The sequence below is a fragment of the Paenibacillus sp. P4_E11 genome (genome assembly GCF_056401635.1).
In genome coordinates this window covers 26,259-43,369 of the sequence record NZ_JBFUIX010000023.1, presented here as the reverse complement: position 1 = coordinate 43,369, position 17,111 = coordinate 26,259, and the positions used below count along the sequence as shown (strand labels likewise).

The following is a 17,111-nucleotide window of genomic DNA, read 5'->3' as shown; positions in this document are numbered from 1 at the left end:
GTTTAAAACCTCTTCACAAGTGAAGGGAGTTGATGTATATTATGCTTATGTTTTGAAGTTTAAGTGACATTATATTTCAAAAGTAGGTGTGGGAAATGATCAAGCTGGATCGGTTGACACGTGCTTTCAAGAATGGCAAAGGGATTTTCGACGTTTCGTTCGAGGTGCGTCGAGGAGAAGTGTTCGGTTTCATTGGTCCGAATGGGGCAGGGAAGTCTACAACGATTCGCCATCTGATGGGCTTCACCAAGGCGGATCAGGGCAGAGCTAGCGTGAATGGGTTGGATTGCTGGAAGGATGCGACGGAGATTAAGAAGCATGTCGGCTATTTACCCGGCGAAATCGCGTTCCTTGAACGGATGACTGGAAGTGAATTTCTTCAGCTGTTGGGCGATATGCGGGGATTGAGGACGACGAAGAAACGCGGAGAGCTGATCGATCGATTCGAATTCGACCCAGGAACGCCTATTACGAAGATGTCGAAGGGGATGAAGCAAAAAGTCGGCATCGTGGCGGCATTCATGCACAACCCGGAGACGGTGCTGCTGGATGAACCAACGTCGGGCCTCGATCCGCTCATGCAGCAACGATTCGTGGAACTGATTACGCAGGAGAAGCGGGAAGGGAAGACGATATTCATGTCCTCTCACATATTCGCTGAGCTGGAGAAGACGTGCGACCGTGCGGCTATGATTAAGGAAGGCCGAATCATCCTGGAAGAGACGATCGAGTCGATTCGCGCGAAGCGGAAGCAGAAGCTGCTCGTGACCCTGGAAGATACAGAGGGGTTGGCTCGATTAAGTGATAATCCGTTAACGGTATCCGTTCAAGATCGTGTCGCAGAGTTCCACATCGAAGGCAACTTGAATGAGATCATCCAACTTCTCGGTACGGTACAAGTAGCGAAGATTCATACGGTGGAACAGGATCTGGAAGATTTGTTCCTGAACTATTACGGGAAGGGGGGAGCGAAATGAGCTTAGTCTTATTCAGAGCACTGCTGAAACGAAATTTGAAATTAATCCTGGGATACGGTCTGGGATCATCGCTCTACTTGCTATTGATGGCTTCAATCTATCCTAGCATGAAGGAGACGATCGAAGCGAAGATGGAGATGATGACCGACATGCCGGAAGGCTTCCGGGTTGCCTTCGGGATGCAGCAAGGGGCAGCAATCAGCAGCGTAACGGACTTATTGTCTTTGCAATATTACAGTCTTATCTTCCTGCTGCTGATGACGTTGTTCACCCTGTCGCTTGCTGCGAAGATGCTGGCCCATTTCGTCGAACAGGGTAGTATGGCGTATTTATTGTCCGTTCCGGTTAGCCGGCTGAAGGTGCTAGGAACTTGTATCGCTGTCTTCGTCGCCTCTCTATTCGCCGTCATTGTTCTGAACGTGGTTTTCTGCTTCGCTGGAGGTTATATGGCAGGGGAGCCGATTGAAGCCGTCGGCCCGTTCCTCGCCCTGAACGGGATCGGCTACCTGTTATTCCTGGCCATTGGTGGTTACTGCTTCCTTCTTGCAGCGTTCACAGTAGATGAGCGTAAGGCTGTAGCATATGCAGGCGGGTTGACACTGTTGTTCTATGCGTTGGACTTAATCGGCAAGCTGAGCGAGAGCTTAGCCTCGAAGCGATACGCTTCCATCTTCTACTGGTTCCAGCCTGCAGAAATACTGGCGGGTAATCAGTCACTCTTGCCTGCCGTGCTAGTATATTTGGGCTTGGGTATACTGGGCTATGCCATCGCCCTGTATGTGTTCCATCGCAAAAATCTTAATTTGTAGGAAAGGCAAGTCTCGATTGTTCTACTAACCGTCGACTTTCATCATTCAACCCCGATATGTGTACCTCTTTGCCTAGCTGCCTGTATTTGGCGACCACTTTGACGATGGCTGTCACCGCAGAGTGGTCCCATACATGCGAGGCGCTGAAATCGTTTGTTCACGATACACTCCGAATCAACGCCGCGCAATGGTCACGAATATAATCACGGACAAGCTCTTCTTCGGCTGGGGTAAATTGATACTCACTGTCGCAGCCTTCGTCCTGAATCACGATTTGAACCACTTCACCTATCGGCACACAAATCACGAGTACGCTTGGGGAGACAAGCCCTTCGGGCATTATTTCCCCGTCTGCAAGTTGCATCGCCAGCTCGACATCCACCCATTGTCCGCGTTTCTCTACTCCGAGACAACGAAGCGTGAACGACTGCGCGTCATAGCGTTCTTGGCCGTATTTTCTCATTAGTGTCGTTCCTCTCCTTCTCTGTATTATCCGCTACAGACTTACTTATTCTAGCACACCTTTGTTTTAGGCGGACGTAGTCCACCAATTCTCTAGTCGTCGCTAGCGTTCCGGTTGAATATAGCTCTGGATCAGTTAGGCAGAGTAAAGATAGAAACACTCAACTCCCCGGTTGATTCTGACATTGTCCAAAAGTGTACTTCATCTCCGACGACATATGGAATCTGGAACTCATTCAGGATATTCTTATAATCTCCTGTATTTTGTCCTGAATCAGGATCAACGGTTACTAGATTCATCGTAGTCTGACCTTCATTGGTAGCAGCATAAAAATGATATAGCATATGATTTCGATAAAAAAGTTGTCCGCCTATAACTTTGTTCTCAGTTGGAGCTTTCGGGTAGACTTGGTCAAGTAATCCTGTTTGAATATTCAAGCGTACCACAATTGATGTATTAAAGGGATCTCCCTGGAAGGTCAGATAGGTATGGGTTTCGTCCAACATGGTTGGAAGTCCACTCCTAAGATTAGAAAGATACTTGGCATAGAAGGGGGAATCTATGATTGGGATTGGTTGATCTAATCTATCGAGAAAGTATATATGTCGACCATTCTCTTGTCCCCAAATCACGCCTTGCTTAGTAAATTAATGTTAATTGTTAGATCAGTATCATCTGCATAGGAAGGTGATGAAATACCTAGACAAACAATTGAAAGTAAAAGGAATAATACGACCGTATTCTTCAAACTAATCCCCCTCAGAAATCATCTAAATGCCAATAGAATAACAAAACATTCTACAGTGCCTTGTTTATTCCCTCTAATGATGTAAGCAAACTTTTTCTGGGTGAAGGTGATAGGCGACTCCTTGAACATCAATAGGCACTACAGTGACTCGGAGGAAACGAACGACCAAAACGATTGACAGATTGATACAATTCCATTATAACTAATATATGATCAATTGTTCATGTGTTTGTCGAGAAGTTATGGGAATCCTATATACTTCCTGCAGCATACGTAATGCCATATCGTTTATTAAGGAGGCGTCATCCCTACTATGTCACACAACCATTCACATCCAAACAGCCACAACCATAGCCACGATCATGATCATAGTCATGGTCATCATGGACACCACCATCACGGATCAGACGGAAGCCGCAGAGGATTGGTCATCGCGCTTATCATTACGGCTGGCATCATGTTTCTGGAATTCGCAGGAGGGTTGATTACCGACAGCTTGGCGTTGTTATCCGACAGCGGTCATATGCTTAGCGATTCGGCTTCACTGTTACTTAGTCTAATCGCGATCGGATTTGCAGCCAAGCGACCATCCGCAGGCAAATCTTATGGGTATTATCGGTTCGAAATATTGGCTGCACTTATTAATGGCATCACACTTGTGGCTGTATCCGGATTTATTGTATGGGAAGCGATTGGGCGGCTGCAACAACCACCTGTTGTTAGCAGTAGTACGATGATTGTCATTGCCTGTATCGGGTTGTTGGCTAATCTGGCAAGTGCATGGTCACTCTTAAGGCAGGGCAACATAAAGGAAAATATTAATGTTCGAAGCGCTTATCTGCACGTTATTGGCGATGCCCTAGGTTCGATCGGTGCGATTGCAGCGGGTATCGTGATGTCGCTATTCGGTTGGTATATTGCCGATCCCATCATCAGCATGATCGTGGCCTTGCTTATTCTGAAAAGTGCTTGGGGCGTATTAAGCCAATCCGTGCACATTCTTATGGAAGGTACACCGTCCCATGTCGATCAGACGGAAGTTAAGAAGGCGTTACTCGGAATCGAAGGAGTGGTGAATGTCCATGATTTGCATATATGGTCGCTTACTTCCGGTATGGATACGTTCAGCTGTCATCTGCTAATCGACGATCATGCAGACAGTCAATCCGTCCTTCAGGCTGCAATAGAACGGATGGCACGTCAGTTCAATATTACACACACCACCATTCAAGTGGAGATGGCMCATATTCAGCATACGGATCTGCACTAGAGAAACATTGGAATTAACCCAAAAAGTTGCGTTTGACAAACTTTCTTTGCTGAGTACAATAAAGATAGGAAACATTATGCGGGCTACAGAATATGCTATTATAAAGGCTTCATTTTTTTTGTCGCAAAAGTTGGTCTTGGCCAACATTATTAGTCTAGCACAATTCATAATAAATCGAGGTGAGTATCGATGAGTGAGAACTCTTCAACTATATCAACACCGGAACCAGGGTGGCAGCAGGCAAGAACGACCCAATCGCTTCCTGAAGTACATCGTTCCATGCGTATTCCTACCAAAGGTTCTGTTTTCAAAAAGTTTCTGGCATTTGCAGGACCGGGTTATTTGGTTGCCGTTGGCTATATGGATCCTGGTAACTGGGCAACCGATATAGCAGGCGGTTCTATGTTCGGCTATGCCCTGTTATCTGTCATTCTTCTTTCCAACCTGATGGCCGTGCTACTTCAGACCCTTGCAAGTAAATTAGGGATCGTCACGGGCCGGGATTTGGCACAAGCCTGTCGCGATCATTATAGCAAGCCAGTCTCAATGGTCCTCTGGGTATTATGCGAGTTGGCAATTGCAGCGTGTGATCTGGCCGAGGTCATCGGTACCGCCATCGCCTTGAATTTACTATTCGGCATACCGCTCATATGGGGCGTCATCATAACAGCTGTTGATGTACTGGTCGTTCTCCTTTTGCAAAATAAAGGCTTCCGCTACATCGAGGCTCTTATCATCACACTGATCGGTACTATCGGCGTCTGCTTCCTCGTTGAAGTGATCTGGTCGAGACCCGATGTTGGGGGCGTTCTGCAAGGATTTGTCCCTACCATGGAAATCATCAAAAATCCGGAAATGCTCTACATCGCTATCGGCATCCTGGGAGCAACGGTAATGCCTCATAACTTGTATCTGCACTCTTCCATCGTGCAGACGCGCCAGTATGAACAAACTCCGCTCGGGAAGCGGCAGGCGATCAAGTTCTCGACATGGGATTCAACCATCGCTTTATTTTTTGCCTTGTTAATTAATGCGTCGATTCTGATCGTATCTGCAGCAGCGTTCCATACAGCTGGTTATACGAATGTCGCGGATATCAATGATGCGTATCATCTGCTCACTCCGCTTATGGGCTCTACGATCGCAAGCATTTTGTTCGGAGTGGCCTTACTCGCGGCAGGCCAGAGTTCAACTCTGACTGGAACGTTGGCCGGGCAGATCGTCATGGAAGGCTTCCTGAATATTCGTCTCCCTGCTTGGCTCAGACGACTCATTACGCGGATGATTGCGATTATCCCCGCCGTCATCGTCACGGCTGTTGCCGGGGAGAGCGGGACGATGGATTTGCTCATCTTAAGCCAAGTCATCTTATCGTTCCAACTATCGTTCGCGGTCATTCCTCTGGTTAGGTTCACGAGTGATAAGAAGAAGATGGGCGAATTCACCAATCCGTTGTGGATCAAGATATTGGCTTGGACGGTGGCCGTCTTTATAGCTGTGCTGAATGCGTACTTGCTGATTCAAACGGTGTTCTGATTATTACCGCCATACAACGCTCAGGTGCTTAACGTATCCTGAGCGTTTTTGACAATAAACCCCGCTTCCTGTGCATTTGCACTAGGAGCGGGGTTTATTAGCGTGTGCCAAAGATTATTCGCAGACTTCTATCCTGCTTGCAGTTGGTGATTACATCCGCTCACACATACACCTTACAGCGGTTCGCCTATCGCCGCCTGCTCGGCTTCCTTCTCTGCCTGCTTGCGGTGAGCAATCCGGCTGCTTGCCGCTGCGGCGATCGCCCCTACGATGTCGTCCAGAAACGTATGAATTTCGCCGGTTGACTTGTCGTTCAGACGTTTCAGAATCCCAGGCTTGAGCTTATCGATATATCCGAAATTCGTAAAGCCAATGCTGCCATAGACGTTCACGATCGACAAGGCAAGAACTTCATCGCAGCCGTAAAGCCCTTCGTCGTTCTCGATCATCTCCTGGAGTGGGGGAAGCAGCTTCCCCTCGGCTGCCAGCATATCGAGCTGGATGCCAGTAAGAATAGCGTTCTGCACTTCACGCTTGGACAATACACGTTCAACGGTTTCTAGGCACTCGGCTGGAGTTAAGTTAGGGAAGTATGGCTGCTGGAGGAACATGACGAGTTCGGCGATCGCTTCCTTTTCTACACCGCGCTCCTTCAACCAAGCGTGAGTCGCGATTTCTACTTTCTGACTGTTCAAGCTGTAGGCCATTGTACATACCTCCTCAGACGATTGCAACTGCCTTGACCCTGGTGGGGAGACGGTTCATTGTCTCAGCATACCATATTGTGGATCAAACCCAAAATGGGACAACCCAAGGCTAAACATCACTTTGTATTAGGCTTATTCAAATTGTAGGTATATAACTTGTCAAGGCTCGTATACATAGTAGTACCTAGTCCTAAGAAACCATAAGGAGGATTCCAATGAAGCCGAGCAACTGGATAAAATGGGGAGCGATCGCAGGCGTCACTGTACTGCTGACTTCCGGCTGTTCCCTGATGAAATCAAGCGAGATCGATCCCCCGCCTGCTGATGTCGTCGTGAACGGTACACAAGGAGGTGCTGTGAGCGTATCCGCTGGGGTACAAGGTCAGACCCAAACCGCAACGTTGTATTTGAAAGACCGCAACGGCATGATTGCGCCGGTCACGATGAACTTGCCGAAAGTAGAGGGCATCGCCCGTAAGGCGATGGAGTTCATGGTGGAGGACGGCGCCTCGAAGGGGCAACTCCCCAAAGATTTTCACGCCGTGCTGCCGAAGGGGACACAGGTTAAAGGGTTAGATATTAACATGGAAAAGAAACTTGCCGTCGTCGACTTTTCCAAGGAATTCAAGAACTACGCGGTCCAAGACGAGCGCAAGCTGCTGGAAGCCATCACTTGGACACTGACCGGGTTCTCCGGCATCGACAACGTGCAAATCTGGCTAGATGGCAAGGCGCTCACGCAAATGCCTAACGGCGGAACTCCGATTGACGGATTGCTGACCCGGACCATGGGCATTAACCTCGAACGTGCGGAAGGCGTAGAATATGGGCAATCGACGCCGGTCACCTTGTATTTCCAAGGGGAAACGAGCGATAAGACCAAGTACTATGTCCCGGTTACCCGACTTGTGAAGCGATCCGACGATAAAGCTAAAGTGGTCATGGAGCAGCTCATCCTGGGACCTACTGCCAAGTCCAAGCTTCAGTCCGTACTAGCGCCGACGTTGGAATTACCTAAGCTGGAGCTCGGGGCAGACGGCGTGATGAACGTTAACTTTACTGACAAGCTACTCGGTACGGATAAAAAAGCGCCTAGCGCTGCGGTGCAATCCGTCATCCTATCCTTAACGGAGAACGCAGGCGTCTCGAAAGTACAAATCAAGGTTAATGGCAATGCGGCAGTTACTTCCACGGATAATCAAAATTTAAGCAAACCGGTCACCCGTCCTACAGGACTGAACCCGATCAAGATGTAAGTTTACGCATATAGCGAGAACCTGGCCCTGCAAGATTGGGGGCTGGGTTCTTTTGTTGTTCCAAACACGAAGAAATATCGGGGTAATGCTTTTCTTGCGGGACTTTGGTAAAATGAGGTGGTTCAGCGTACAATAGTAAGGTTGGATCGGAATAGGAATGGAGGCTGTATGGTATGGATACAAGATTTGACGGCAGAGATTTCGCGGAGCCGCGTTCAATCGCGATTACTCCCCACTATATTAAGCATGCGGAAGGATCGGTGCTCATTGAGGTCGGCGATACGAAAGTAATATGCACGGCGTCGATCGAGGAGAAGGTGCCACCTTTCATGAAAGGGCAAGGCAAAGGTTGGATCAATGCAGAGTACTCCATGCTGCCGCGCGCTACTCAAGTCCGCAACCAACGTGAAGCAGCCAAAGGGAAGATTGGCGGCCGGACGATGGAAATTCAGCGCTTGATTGGACGGGCTCTTCGTTCCGTGATCCAACTGGAGGCACTCGGCGAACGAACGATTACGATTGATTGCGACGTTATTCAAGCTGATGGCGGCACACGGACAACTTCAATTACAGGAGCATTCGTCGCGCTATGCTTCGCCATCCATAAGCTGATGAAGGATAATAAGCTGAAGAGCTCACCTATTACGGATTTTCTAGCTTCGATCAGTGTAGGGATTATTCAAGAGAAAGCGTGTCTTGACTTGAATTACGTCGAAGACTCACAAGCGAAGGTAGACATGAACGTAGTGATGACGGGTCAAGGCAAGTTCGTCGAGGTGCAAGGAACAGGAGAGGAATCCCCCTTCTCGCGGAATGAGTTGAACGAGTTGCTGGCCTTAGCGGAGCATGGCATCGAGCTTATGATCGAGAAGCAGAAGGAAGTTCTGGGACCGCTCGTGTCTGTTGTTGGCGGTGGGAAATATGCGGCCAAATCCTGAAGGTAAAGTTCTCGTGATCGCGACTCGTAATGCGGGCAAAGTGCGAGAGTTTGCGCACCGCTTCGGTAAGCTGGGGATCACGGTGCGAAGTCTTATTGATTACGGGGAACTACCGGACATCGTCGAGGATCGCGACACGTTCGCCGGCAATGCCGAGAAGAAGGCGGTCGTCATCGCGCAAGTACTCGGCTTGCCCGTGATGGCCGACGACTCCGGCCTGTGCGTCGACGCGCTCGGCGGTGCGCCGGGCGTCTATTCGGCGCGCTACGCCGGCGAGCCGGCCGACGACGCGGCGAACAACCGCAAGCTGCTGCAGGAGCTGCAGCGCATGCGGTTGGCGCCGCTCGCGGCGGGCGTGACCGAGCGCAGTGAAGGAGCAAGTAGCGGGAGCGAGGCGAGCGCGCAGCAGGCGCCAAGCGCCAAGGGAGCGCCAGCGCAGGCTGGCGATCTCTTGGCGGCGCAGGCGCTGGAGGGCGCGCGAGCGCTCAGCAAGGCGCGCTTCGTCTGCGCGCTCGCGATGCACGATCCTGCGAGCGGGACGACGCTGCACGCGGAAGGCGCTTGCGCGGGCTGGATCGTCGATCGCCCGCTGGGCGACAACGGCTTCGGGTACGATCCTTTGTTTTTCGTACCTTCCTATGGCAGGACGATGGCCCAACTGACGATGGATGAGAAAAATGCAATTAGCCACAGAGCGATAGCAATCGATCGGATGCTGGAGAAATGGCAGTAAGCATGTTATTCCTTTATCAGTTGCATATCCGGAATGAGTAGCTTCTCTTCGATTCTTCGGCATGCATCCTGAGCGGAATCCATCTGCATCCAGAGAAAGGTCAACTCCATGGACCATTATACCATTTTCACTCGACGCACTGACGGCAATTCCACTGCCGACCAGAGCGTCGCTTTTTTTACTCATCTTGTCCCCCAGCTCATAGCACTTGTGGCAGTTGGCATTTTTACCAGGCAGTACGGGTACCTACGAAACGATTCCGCGTTTTGCTATACGCCTCTGAGATGTTCCAAAAAAATATTGCCAAATTGTCTGCTGCTTGATATGATACCCCTTAAAAACCTGGGAGGGGTACGGAATGGAATTATTGATTAGCACAGATAAATCTCGGTTGGATGTAGATGTGATCCAAGGTTTCTTGCAGAGGAGCTATTGGGGGCAGCATCGAGCGAAAGCGAGCATTATTCAGACCTCGATCGACAATTCTTTGTGCTATGGGGTCTATGACGGTGAGAAACAGATCGGCTTTGCTCGAGTGATAACGGACTTCGCCACGACCTACTACCTTTGCGATGTGTTCATCGACGAAGACTACCGGGGCAGGGGAGTGGGGAAGACACTCATTGAGGCTATTACTACCTCGGAGGAATTGAAGAACGTTCAGGGCATTTTGGGGACGAAAGATGCGCACGGGTTGTACGAACAATATGGGTTCGCTCGGGATGCGGAACGATTTATGCGCAGAGTACCGGATTCCGTAAGGAAACGGCTAGAGGGCGATCAGGGGTGAGAGAATGATGGATCGGTACAGAGAGCCTGAGCCTCTGCCCAGGCGAATTGAGCTTCGGGAGCTGTCGGCCGTTGCAGATCTTGAGCTTTACACGATGATCCAGGAGATTGGACCAGGCGAGAACGGATTTAATAATGGACTTTTTCGAGTGTCTTATGAGCAATATCCTGCCGAGATGGAAAAGCTCCAACGCATGGCGAAAGGTATCGATTTGGCGACGGGTCTAGTCCCGCAGACAATTTACTGGATGTACGTGGACGATCAGCCGGTGGGGTACGGCAAGCTTAGGCCTCATCTGAATGAAGCGCTGCTTCAGTCCGGCGGCCACATCGGCTATGTTATCCGTCCTCAAGCGAGAGGAAATGGATATGGGAAGCTGCTCCTGCAAGGTCTTGTAGAGCAAGCGCGCGAGCGGCATTTAGATGAAGTGCTGCTCACGTGTCAACCCGACAATTGGCCTTCACGCAGAGTGATTGAAGCGAATGCAGGGGAGTTGGTAGAACAGTCCGACAGCTCTTGCAAGTATAAAATTCGGATAAAATAATTGATTATTCATCCACCGGAAGGTGGTTTTTTGTTGTGACCCACGACTACAGAAGTTTTGACACAAGAACAAATGTTCGCTATAATTAGAGGTATACCACAAATCAGACTCCCATGTTAAACTATGATTAGTTAAGGGAAGGTGTGAGCGGAATGGAAGCTCTGATTCAGGAAGTTCTCGTTCGTCTGGACCGGATGGAGTCCGGCATGAACGAGATGAAGGCAGATATCCACGAGATAAAGGCTCAGGAAGTTCTGGTCCGGTTGGATCGGATAGAGTCTAGCATGAATGATATGAAGGGTGATATCACAGGCTTAAAGGGTGATATCACAGGCTTAAAGGGTGATATCACAGGCTTAAAGGGTGATATTACAGGCATGAAGGGTGATATCACAGGCATGAAGGGTGATATCACAGGCTTGCAGCATGATTCGACAAGCTTAAAGTCCGAACTTTCTAGCCTGCGTCAAGAAATGAACGAGCGGTTTGACCACCTCAACCGGAAATTGGACGATTACCAATCTGAGAATATTGCAGCTGACGAGAAGCTTCTCACGATGATTGGTGTCACGAATGACCGACTCGATTTCCAACTTAGTAGGGTGGTCAAGTCCGAAGAAGAGATATTCCTACTTAAGCGGAGTAGACAAGCCTAGATAATAGGAATCACATATAACCTCAAGCGATACACGCCCCATCGCTTGAGGTTCTTAGTTTTGGTAAGCCTTATGCATAAGTTCTTTCCTCGGGTGGAGCCAACTGAAGCGTAAAATAAAACGTCACGCCGGTTGAGGTATTGAATACGCCGAACTTGCCGCCATGCAGGGTAAGAATGTTGTGTACGATAGCTAGTCCGATGCCTGAGCCGGCATGTTCGCGATTGTGCGATTTCTCCACGGTGTAGAAAGTTTCCCAGATGCGCGGCAAATCTGCCTCCGGTATAGGTGCCCCCTCGTTGAATATATCGACCTGCACGTCCTCGTTCACAGTTGAAGTCCGGATTCGAATGTTGCCACCTGCTGCTGCATGCTTACTTGCATTGGACAGCAGGTTCGTCAACACTTGTCGAATACGAGTAGCATCCCCGTAAGCAACAGCGGGTCCCTGTAGCTCCAGCAGGCATTGAATCCCTCTGCGCTCAAATTCCATAAACATGTTGTCAACGGTCGAGTGAATAAGTTCATGAAGCTGGAACTCAGCTACTGTAAGTGTGAACTTGCCTGACTCGAGCTGCGATAAATCCAGCATATCCTGCACAAGACCTGCCATCCGTCCGCTCTCCTCCAAGATTACATCGAGGTAATCTTCTCTTCGCGCTCCCGACACGATGCCATCCTTGAGTCCTTCAGCATAGCCGCTTATTAAGCTAATCGGCGTCTTCAGCTCATGGGACACACTGGCTACGAATTCACGACGCAGCTTCTCCAGTTCCTTCTCCTTCTCGATATCCGCCTTTAGTTGCACATTCGCGGTATGTAGTTGGCCAAGCGTTTCATTCAAATTGCCTGACAAGAAATTCAACGTTCTGCCAAGGCTGCCGATCTCATCCTGCGACTGTACCTCGCACTTGACGCTGAAGTCCAGCTTCGCCATTTGTGCTGCGGCATTGTTCAATTTGATCAGGGGCCGGGAGATCATCCGGGAATACATATAGGTTAGCAACAGGATGGCGAGAACCGCCAACAGTAGGAAATACAAGTAAAAGTCTTTCATGATTCCAGCGGCTTCCCCTACCGGCTGCAACGAAGTGACGGCTAATAGCAACGAGTCCGTCATACCCGTTATACCGTCTTTGGATAACGGTACAACTGCGGCGATATACTTGCCGGACCTGTCAGATGTGCGAGTCACGTAGCTCGCGGTCTCCCCCAAGTCGACAACTCGCCGGGTCAGGTTGGTGTCGCCGCGAAATTGATTAATGGCCGTCATCAAGCTCATCATCGTTTCCGGTTCGAAGGCTGGCAGTGGAGAAATCGAGCTGTTGACTATTTGACCCGTCTTATCTATTTGGATGATGGCCTTCGTCTTTGTTTGCGGACCAGTCGTCACGAGCCCATCCCGAAGCTGCATTATCGCAGCCGTGGCGGAGAGGTTCTTTTCCAATTCCGGGAATAGCTTGGGCAATGTGCTCAGATCGGCTGGAGATTTATAGTAAAGACTCTTGAAATTAGCCAAGCCTTGCTTGAGTTGATTCATCTTCTTGGATTGATAATACGATTCGAAAAAGGTCGATTGCACGAGCATCAGCACGGTCAAAAAGGCGATCAGCAGCACGGAAGTGAGGGCAAAAAGCTTAGTCGAGATACTTTTAGGTTTCCACCATCGTCTCATCGCTTCACCGCCTTAAACATATAGCCGAACCCTGTAACTGTAGCGACAAAATGGGCATACGGAGCGAGTTTGTGACGTAAGCGTCGCACATGCGTATCTACCGTCCGGGCATCCCCTTCATAATCGAAGCCCCACACATGATCGAGAATTTGCTCGCGGGACAGCGTTTGGTTCCGGTTGCGATATAAGTACATGAGCAGCTCATATTCTTTGCGCGTGAGGGTGACACCTTGACCGTCCAACTTGATCTCATTCGAGTCCGAGCGGAATTCGAGCCCGTCCAGCTTCACGACTACCGTATCGTCAGCAGTGACTGAAGACGTAAGCTCTGAGTTGATCCGTTTGAACAAAGCGCGGATTTTGGCCATCAGCACTTTCGGACTGAACGGCTTGGTTACGTAATCATCCGCACCGAGTTCATAGCCAGTCAGTTTGTCATACTCCTCTGCCTTGGCCGTGAGTACGACAATCGGCACATCGGAGCGCGAGCGCACCGTACGGCACACTTCGAAGCCGTCCATGAACGGCATCATCACATCAACAATAAGCAGATCCACATGGTGGGCACTCAGCTTGCTTAGTGCTTCCTGACCATTCGCAGCCTCGATCGCCTCATACCCCTCGTGCTCGATATAATCGACCAACAGCTTGCGCATTTTCAACTCATCTTCGGCGATCATAATCGTTTTGCTCATTATTCTCCCGCCTCCCGCCAACATTGTAGCACCTTGTCACACGGTTGTCACATGGACACTTTACGATACGATTAGCCGAAATTGGCGAATTATGAGAAGGCAAGGAGGACCCGTCATGCGCCACATTTTCCGGTTACGCGATGGGTGGATTGCCGCACTGTTTCTGGCACCGAGTATGGCCGGGTTTGCTGTGTTCTTCGCGGTGCCGTTCGTGATCGGATTTCGCTACTCGTTGCTCGACACGCCCATAGACGGCACATTCGTGGGACTGCGAAACTATGCGGAGTTGCTGAACAATGCCATCTTCCGCCGGGCGGCGTACAATACGTTCCTATTCACAGCCATCAGCGTACCGCTTAATATGGCGTTATCGCTCGGACTTGCGATGTTGTTGAACCGGAGCTTGTACTTCCGCAACTGGTTCCGGATTGCATTCCTGGCTCCACTGGTCATACCGGTCGCTTCGATCGTGCTGATCTGGCAAGTGCTGTTCGACTTGAACGGGACGCTGAACAGCTGGCTGAACATGCTGGGCGTGGCCCCCAGGGATTGGATGGAGAGCAACGCTGCGCTTACGGTCGTCATTGTCGTGTACTTATGGAAGAACGTTGGGTACAACATGGTACTGTTCCTGGCTGGTTTGCAGAATATCCCCTCCGATTACTATGAAGCCGCCTCGATTGACGGAGCGGGGGCGTTTCGCAAGTGGCGATCGATTACGCTCGTCTACATTACCCCGACCAGCTTTTTCGTGTTCATCATGTCGATTATCAATTCGTTCAAAGTGTTCCGCGAAACGTATACGATTGCTGGGGAATATCCGCATGACAGCATCTACATGCTGCAGCATTACATGAACAATATGTTCAAGTCGCTCGATTATCAAAAACTGACCAGTGCCGCTTTCTTGATGGCGCTCGTCGTGGTCGTGTTAGTGCTGGTTCTATTCGTGGTGGAGCGGCGCATTAGCCGGGCCATTGGGGGGTAGCGCATGGGGACCGTCGAGAGACTGTCGTGAGACTGTCGAGATACTTAAGTGCTACGAACAATAGTAGGGTTCCGACCGCTGTTGAAATCACGTCGCAGGATTGTATATTTCAGAGGAAGCGACGTGATTTCAAAGGCTGGCACTTCGTTTCTCCACTCCTACTTTTGTTCTCCGCAAGCGTATCTCGAAAGTCTCGCCAAGATATGGTCCAGCTAATGCGAGAGGGGAGGGTAGGAATGAAAAAAACAATAGGGAAAGTAGGATTAACAACGCTGATGGCGGCGCTTGTGGTCATATTCCTGTTTCCCATCGTGCTGACGTTCACGAATTCGCTTATGAGCGAAAACGAAATCTCGACTAACTTCTATGCGATTTCTACCAATCGGACCGCCCAGAACGCCAGCGACCCCAGACTGCAAGATGCTTATGTAACCATGAAATGGATTCCGGACCGGGTCACCTTGTCGCAATATTACAATGTACTGGTCAAGAAGCCGCAATTCCTGTTCATGTTCTGGAACTCGGTCCGCATGACGGTGCCGATTATCGCGGGGCAGATCGTCGTGGCGTCGCTCGCGGCTTATGCTTTCTCGCAGTTGCGCTTCCGGCTCAGGGAGCCGCTCTTCTTCGTCTACATCGTCACGATGCTCATGCCGTTCCAGGTGACGCTCGTACCGAACTTCATTATGGCTGACAAGCTCGGGCTGTTGAATACATACGGCTCCATCATTCTTCCCGGCATCTTCAGCGCGTTCGGCGTCTTCCTGTTGCGGCAGTATATGATCTACATTCCGTATGCGTATATCGAGGCGGCGCGGGTGGACGGGGCAAATCATTTGAGGATATTTATACGAATTATTTGGCCGATGAGTCGGACGGGCATTGCGGCACTAGCCATCCTGGTGTTCATCGACAATTGGAATATGGTGGAGCAGCCGCTTATTTTCCTGCACGATGCGATGAAGCAGCCGTTGTCCGTTTACTTATCAGTCATAAGCGAAGGGGAGCGGGGGCTGGCCTTTGCCGCTTGTGCCTTGTATATGCTGCCGATGCTGTTCGTCATGCTGTACGCGGAAAAGGATTTGATCGAAGGCATTCAACTGTCTGGAATCAAAGGATAATCAGGCTATTTGGATAGAAAAGGGGGAAGGGACCATGGAATCGATACAATCGGCATTCGAGCCGTCTGCATCGGTTGAATCGCAGAAGGGGGCTGGCAAGCGCGGTATCCGTCTCGCCATCCTCGTATTTGTGCTGATGATGATTGCGCTGACCCTGCTGTCGAATACGCTGCTGACGTATTCCTTGCCGCAGGTAAACGTTGAGAAGGCTGCCCCCGGCATGCTGTCGCATGACGTTAGTGGGTCGGGTGTTATCGGGCCGGCTGAGACGGTCGATCTGATCGCAGATTCACGCCTGATCGTCGATCAGGTACTCGTGAAAACGGGCGACATCGTGACGATCGGTCAGCAACTGCTCACGTTCCGGACTGCGGATATGAGAAGTTCGTTGCTCGATGAGCAAGCCCGCTATCAGCAGAAGAAGTTGTCGCTGGAGAAGATGATGGACAATTATATTGAAGCACAGAAGTCTGGGATGGAGAAACAAAGTCGTGATTTGATGCGAGATATAGAAAGTGCAAGGCTCGATCTGCAAATCCAGGAGCGTAAAATCGCACAGCTGCAAGACCAAGTTAACGGAGGTGCGACGCTCGTCTCGACGGTTCAAGGCGTGGTAACTGAGGTGAACGCAACTGCGGGGCTCACGGTTGGAAGTGGTCGTGCGGCCGTTCGGGTCACCAATCAAGACAAAGACTATCAATTCAAGATGACGGTGGATAGCGAGAAGGCCAACTATTTGACCATTGGCGACGAGATCGAAGTCATCCTAAAGTCGCTCAGTAATGCGCGAATTAAAGGCAAGCTGACTGCCTTGAACGACCCGACTGGGACGAGCGGACAAACACAGAGCGGCAACTCGACAGCGGCGACAGGACGCAAGGAATTAGTTGTTGACCTGAAGGACAGTCGACTGAAGGGTGGAGAAGCGGGCGAAATTCTTTTTTCGAAGAAAATGCCGCAAGCCCGTATGCTGCTGTCCAATCAGTCGATTCGAGAAGACGACCAAGGCAAGTACGTTTACGTGATGAAGGAAAAGAAGGGAACGCTCGGCAACGAGTTCTATGTGCAGCGAGCCAACGTGACCGTCAGCGACTCGGACGATAGCAAGTCGGCGGTTGATAATGGCATCACACCGCTAGACCAGATCATCACGTCCAGCAGCAAGCCGATCAGCGCCGGTGATCGAATTATGATGGCCGACTAAC

General features: G+C 50.2%; 18 protein-coding genes and 1 pseudogene. 13 read left to right on the top strand and 6 right to left on the bottom strand.

Features of this window, described 5'->3' with window-relative positions; genetic code table 11:
- Positions 1–95: 95 nt before the first annotated feature.
- Together AC1DWB_RS11685 and AC1DWB_RS11680 are read left to right on the top strand one after the other, a co-directional pair.
- Positions 96–977, top strand: coding sequence for an ABC transporter ATP-binding protein (locus tag AC1DWB_RS11685; RefSeq protein WP_477541236.1), 882 nt, complete (start codon positions 96–98; stop codon positions 975–977).
- Positions 974–1,786: an ABC transporter permease subunit gene (locus tag AC1DWB_RS11680; RefSeq protein ID WP_477541235.1), complete on the top strand. Its 813-nt coding sequence runs from the start codon at positions 974–976 to the stop codon at positions 1,784–1,786. The genes AC1DWB_RS11685 and AC1DWB_RS11680 overlap by 4 nt, the downstream gene beginning before the upstream one ends.
- Here the strand turns inward: AC1DWB_RS11680 and AC1DWB_RS11675 are convergent.
- The 3 genes and pseudogenes from AC1DWB_RS11675 to AC1DWB_RS11665 all read right to left on the bottom strand — a co-directional run.
- Positions 1,776–1,937 (bottom strand): annotated as a pseudogene (locus AC1DWB_RS11675) (STAS domain-containing protein); the annotation flags it as partial. The gene AC1DWB_RS11680 and the pseudogene AC1DWB_RS11675 sit on opposite strands and share 11 nt — an antisense overlap.
- Before the next feature lie 6 nt (positions 1,938–1,943).
- The gene (locus AC1DWB_RS11670; protein ID WP_477541234.1) at positions 1,944–2,249 is read right to left on the bottom strand and encodes a hypothetical protein; all 306 of its coding nucleotides are present in this window, start codon (positions 2,247–2,249) and stop codon (positions 1,944–1,946) included.
- A gap of 131 nt (positions 2,250–2,380) precedes the next feature.
- On the bottom strand, positions 2,381–2,755 hold the full coding sequence (locus tag AC1DWB_RS11665; protein WP_477541233.1) for a hypothetical protein: 375 nt from the start codon (positions 2,753–2,755) through the stop codon (positions 2,381–2,383).
- 555 nt (positions 2,756–3,310) lie between these two features.
- On the opposite strand from AC1DWB_RS11665, the gene AC1DWB_RS11660 reads away from it, so the two are divergent.
- Both AC1DWB_RS11660 and AC1DWB_RS11655 read left to right on the top strand, forming a co-directional pair.
- Positions 3,311–4,267, top strand: a complete 957-nt coding sequence (locus AC1DWB_RS11660) for a cation diffusion facilitator family transporter (RefSeq protein WP_477541232.1) — start codon at positions 3,311–3,313, stop codon at positions 4,265–4,267.
- Between the two features lie 189 nt (positions 4,268–4,456).
- On the top strand, positions 4,457–5,803 hold the full coding sequence (locus AC1DWB_RS11655) for an Nramp family divalent metal transporter (protein WP_477541231.1): 1,347 nt from the start codon (positions 4,457–4,459) through the stop codon (positions 5,801–5,803).
- 173 nt (positions 5,804–5,976) lie between these two features.
- Here AC1DWB_RS11655 and AC1DWB_RS11650 read toward each other — a convergent pair whose 3' ends face one another.
- A complete protein-coding gene (locus AC1DWB_RS11650) occupies positions 5,977–6,510 on the bottom strand; it encodes a phosphatidylglycerophosphatase A family protein (RefSeq protein WP_477541230.1) in 534 nt (177 codons plus the stop codon).
- Between the two features lie 215 nt (positions 6,511–6,725).
- Here AC1DWB_RS11650 and AC1DWB_RS11645 point away from each other — a divergent pair, with 215 nt between their 5' ends.
- The 6 genes from AC1DWB_RS11645 (at position 6,726) to AC1DWB_RS11620 (ending at position 11,427) form a co-directional block, all read left to right on the top strand.
- Complete coding sequence (locus AC1DWB_RS11645; protein WP_477541229.1) at positions 6,726–7,766, top strand: GerMN domain-containing protein; 1,041 nt, start codon at positions 6,726–6,728, stop codon at positions 7,764–7,766.
- A gap of 173 nt (positions 7,767–7,939) precedes the next feature.
- A complete protein-coding gene (gene rph / locus AC1DWB_RS11640) occupies positions 7,940–8,704 on the top strand; it encodes a ribonuclease PH (RefSeq protein WP_477541228.1) in 765 nt (254 codons plus the stop codon).
- Positions 8,688–9,437, top strand: a complete 750-nt coding sequence (locus tag AC1DWB_RS11635; RefSeq protein ID WP_477541227.1) for a non-canonical purine NTP pyrophosphatase — start codon at positions 8,688–8,690, stop codon at positions 9,435–9,437. The genes rph and AC1DWB_RS11635 overlap by 17 nt, the downstream gene beginning before the upstream one ends.
- 358 nt (positions 9,438–9,795) lie before the next feature.
- On the top strand, positions 9,796–10,227 hold the full coding sequence (locus AC1DWB_RS11630) for a GNAT family N-acetyltransferase (RefSeq protein WP_477541226.1): 432 nt from the start codon (positions 9,796–9,798) through the stop codon (positions 10,225–10,227).
- 4 nt (positions 10,228–10,231) lie between these two features.
- The gene (locus AC1DWB_RS11625; protein ID WP_477541225.1) at positions 10,232–10,771 is read left to right on the top strand and encodes a GNAT family N-acetyltransferase; all 540 of its coding nucleotides are present in this window, start codon (positions 10,232–10,234) and stop codon (positions 10,769–10,771) included.
- Positions 10,772–10,923: 152 nt separating this feature from the next.
- Positions 10,924–11,427, top strand: a complete 504-nt coding sequence (locus AC1DWB_RS11620; protein ID WP_477541224.1) for a hypothetical protein — start codon at positions 10,924–10,926, stop codon at positions 11,425–11,427.
- Between the two features lie 70 nt (positions 11,428–11,497).
- Here the strand turns inward: AC1DWB_RS11620 and AC1DWB_RS11615 are convergent, their stop codons facing one another.
- Together AC1DWB_RS11615 and AC1DWB_RS11610 are read right to left on the bottom strand one after the other, a co-directional pair.
- A complete protein-coding gene (locus AC1DWB_RS11615; protein WP_477541223.1) occupies positions 11,498–13,102 on the bottom strand; it encodes a sensor histidine kinase in 1,605 nt (534 codons plus the stop codon).
- Positions 13,099–13,797: a response regulator transcription factor gene (locus AC1DWB_RS11610; protein WP_477541222.1), complete on the bottom strand. Its 699-nt coding sequence runs from the start codon at positions 13,795–13,797 to the stop codon at positions 13,099–13,101. The genes AC1DWB_RS11615 and AC1DWB_RS11610 overlap by 4 nt, the downstream gene beginning before the upstream one ends.
- A 115-nt stretch (positions 13,798–13,912) precedes the next feature.
- On the opposite strand from AC1DWB_RS11610, the gene AC1DWB_RS11605 reads away from it, so the two are divergent.
- From AC1DWB_RS11605 to AC1DWB_RS11595, 3 genes are all read left to right on the top strand, one after another.
- Positions 13,913–14,785, top strand: a complete 873-nt coding sequence (locus AC1DWB_RS11605; protein WP_477541221.1) for a carbohydrate ABC transporter permease — start codon at positions 13,913–13,915, stop codon at positions 14,783–14,785.
- A 236-nt stretch (positions 14,786–15,021) separates the two neighbouring features.
- Positions 15,022–15,906: a carbohydrate ABC transporter permease gene (locus AC1DWB_RS11600; protein WP_477541220.1), complete on the top strand. Its 885-nt coding sequence runs from the start codon at positions 15,022–15,024 to the stop codon at positions 15,904–15,906.
- Positions 15,907–15,940: 34 nt separating this feature from the next.
- Positions 15,941–17,110: an efflux RND transporter periplasmic adaptor subunit gene (locus tag AC1DWB_RS11595; RefSeq protein ID WP_477541219.1), complete on the top strand. Its 1,170-nt coding sequence runs from the start codon at positions 15,941–15,943 to the stop codon at positions 17,108–17,110.
- Position 17,111 lies beyond the last annotated feature (1 nt).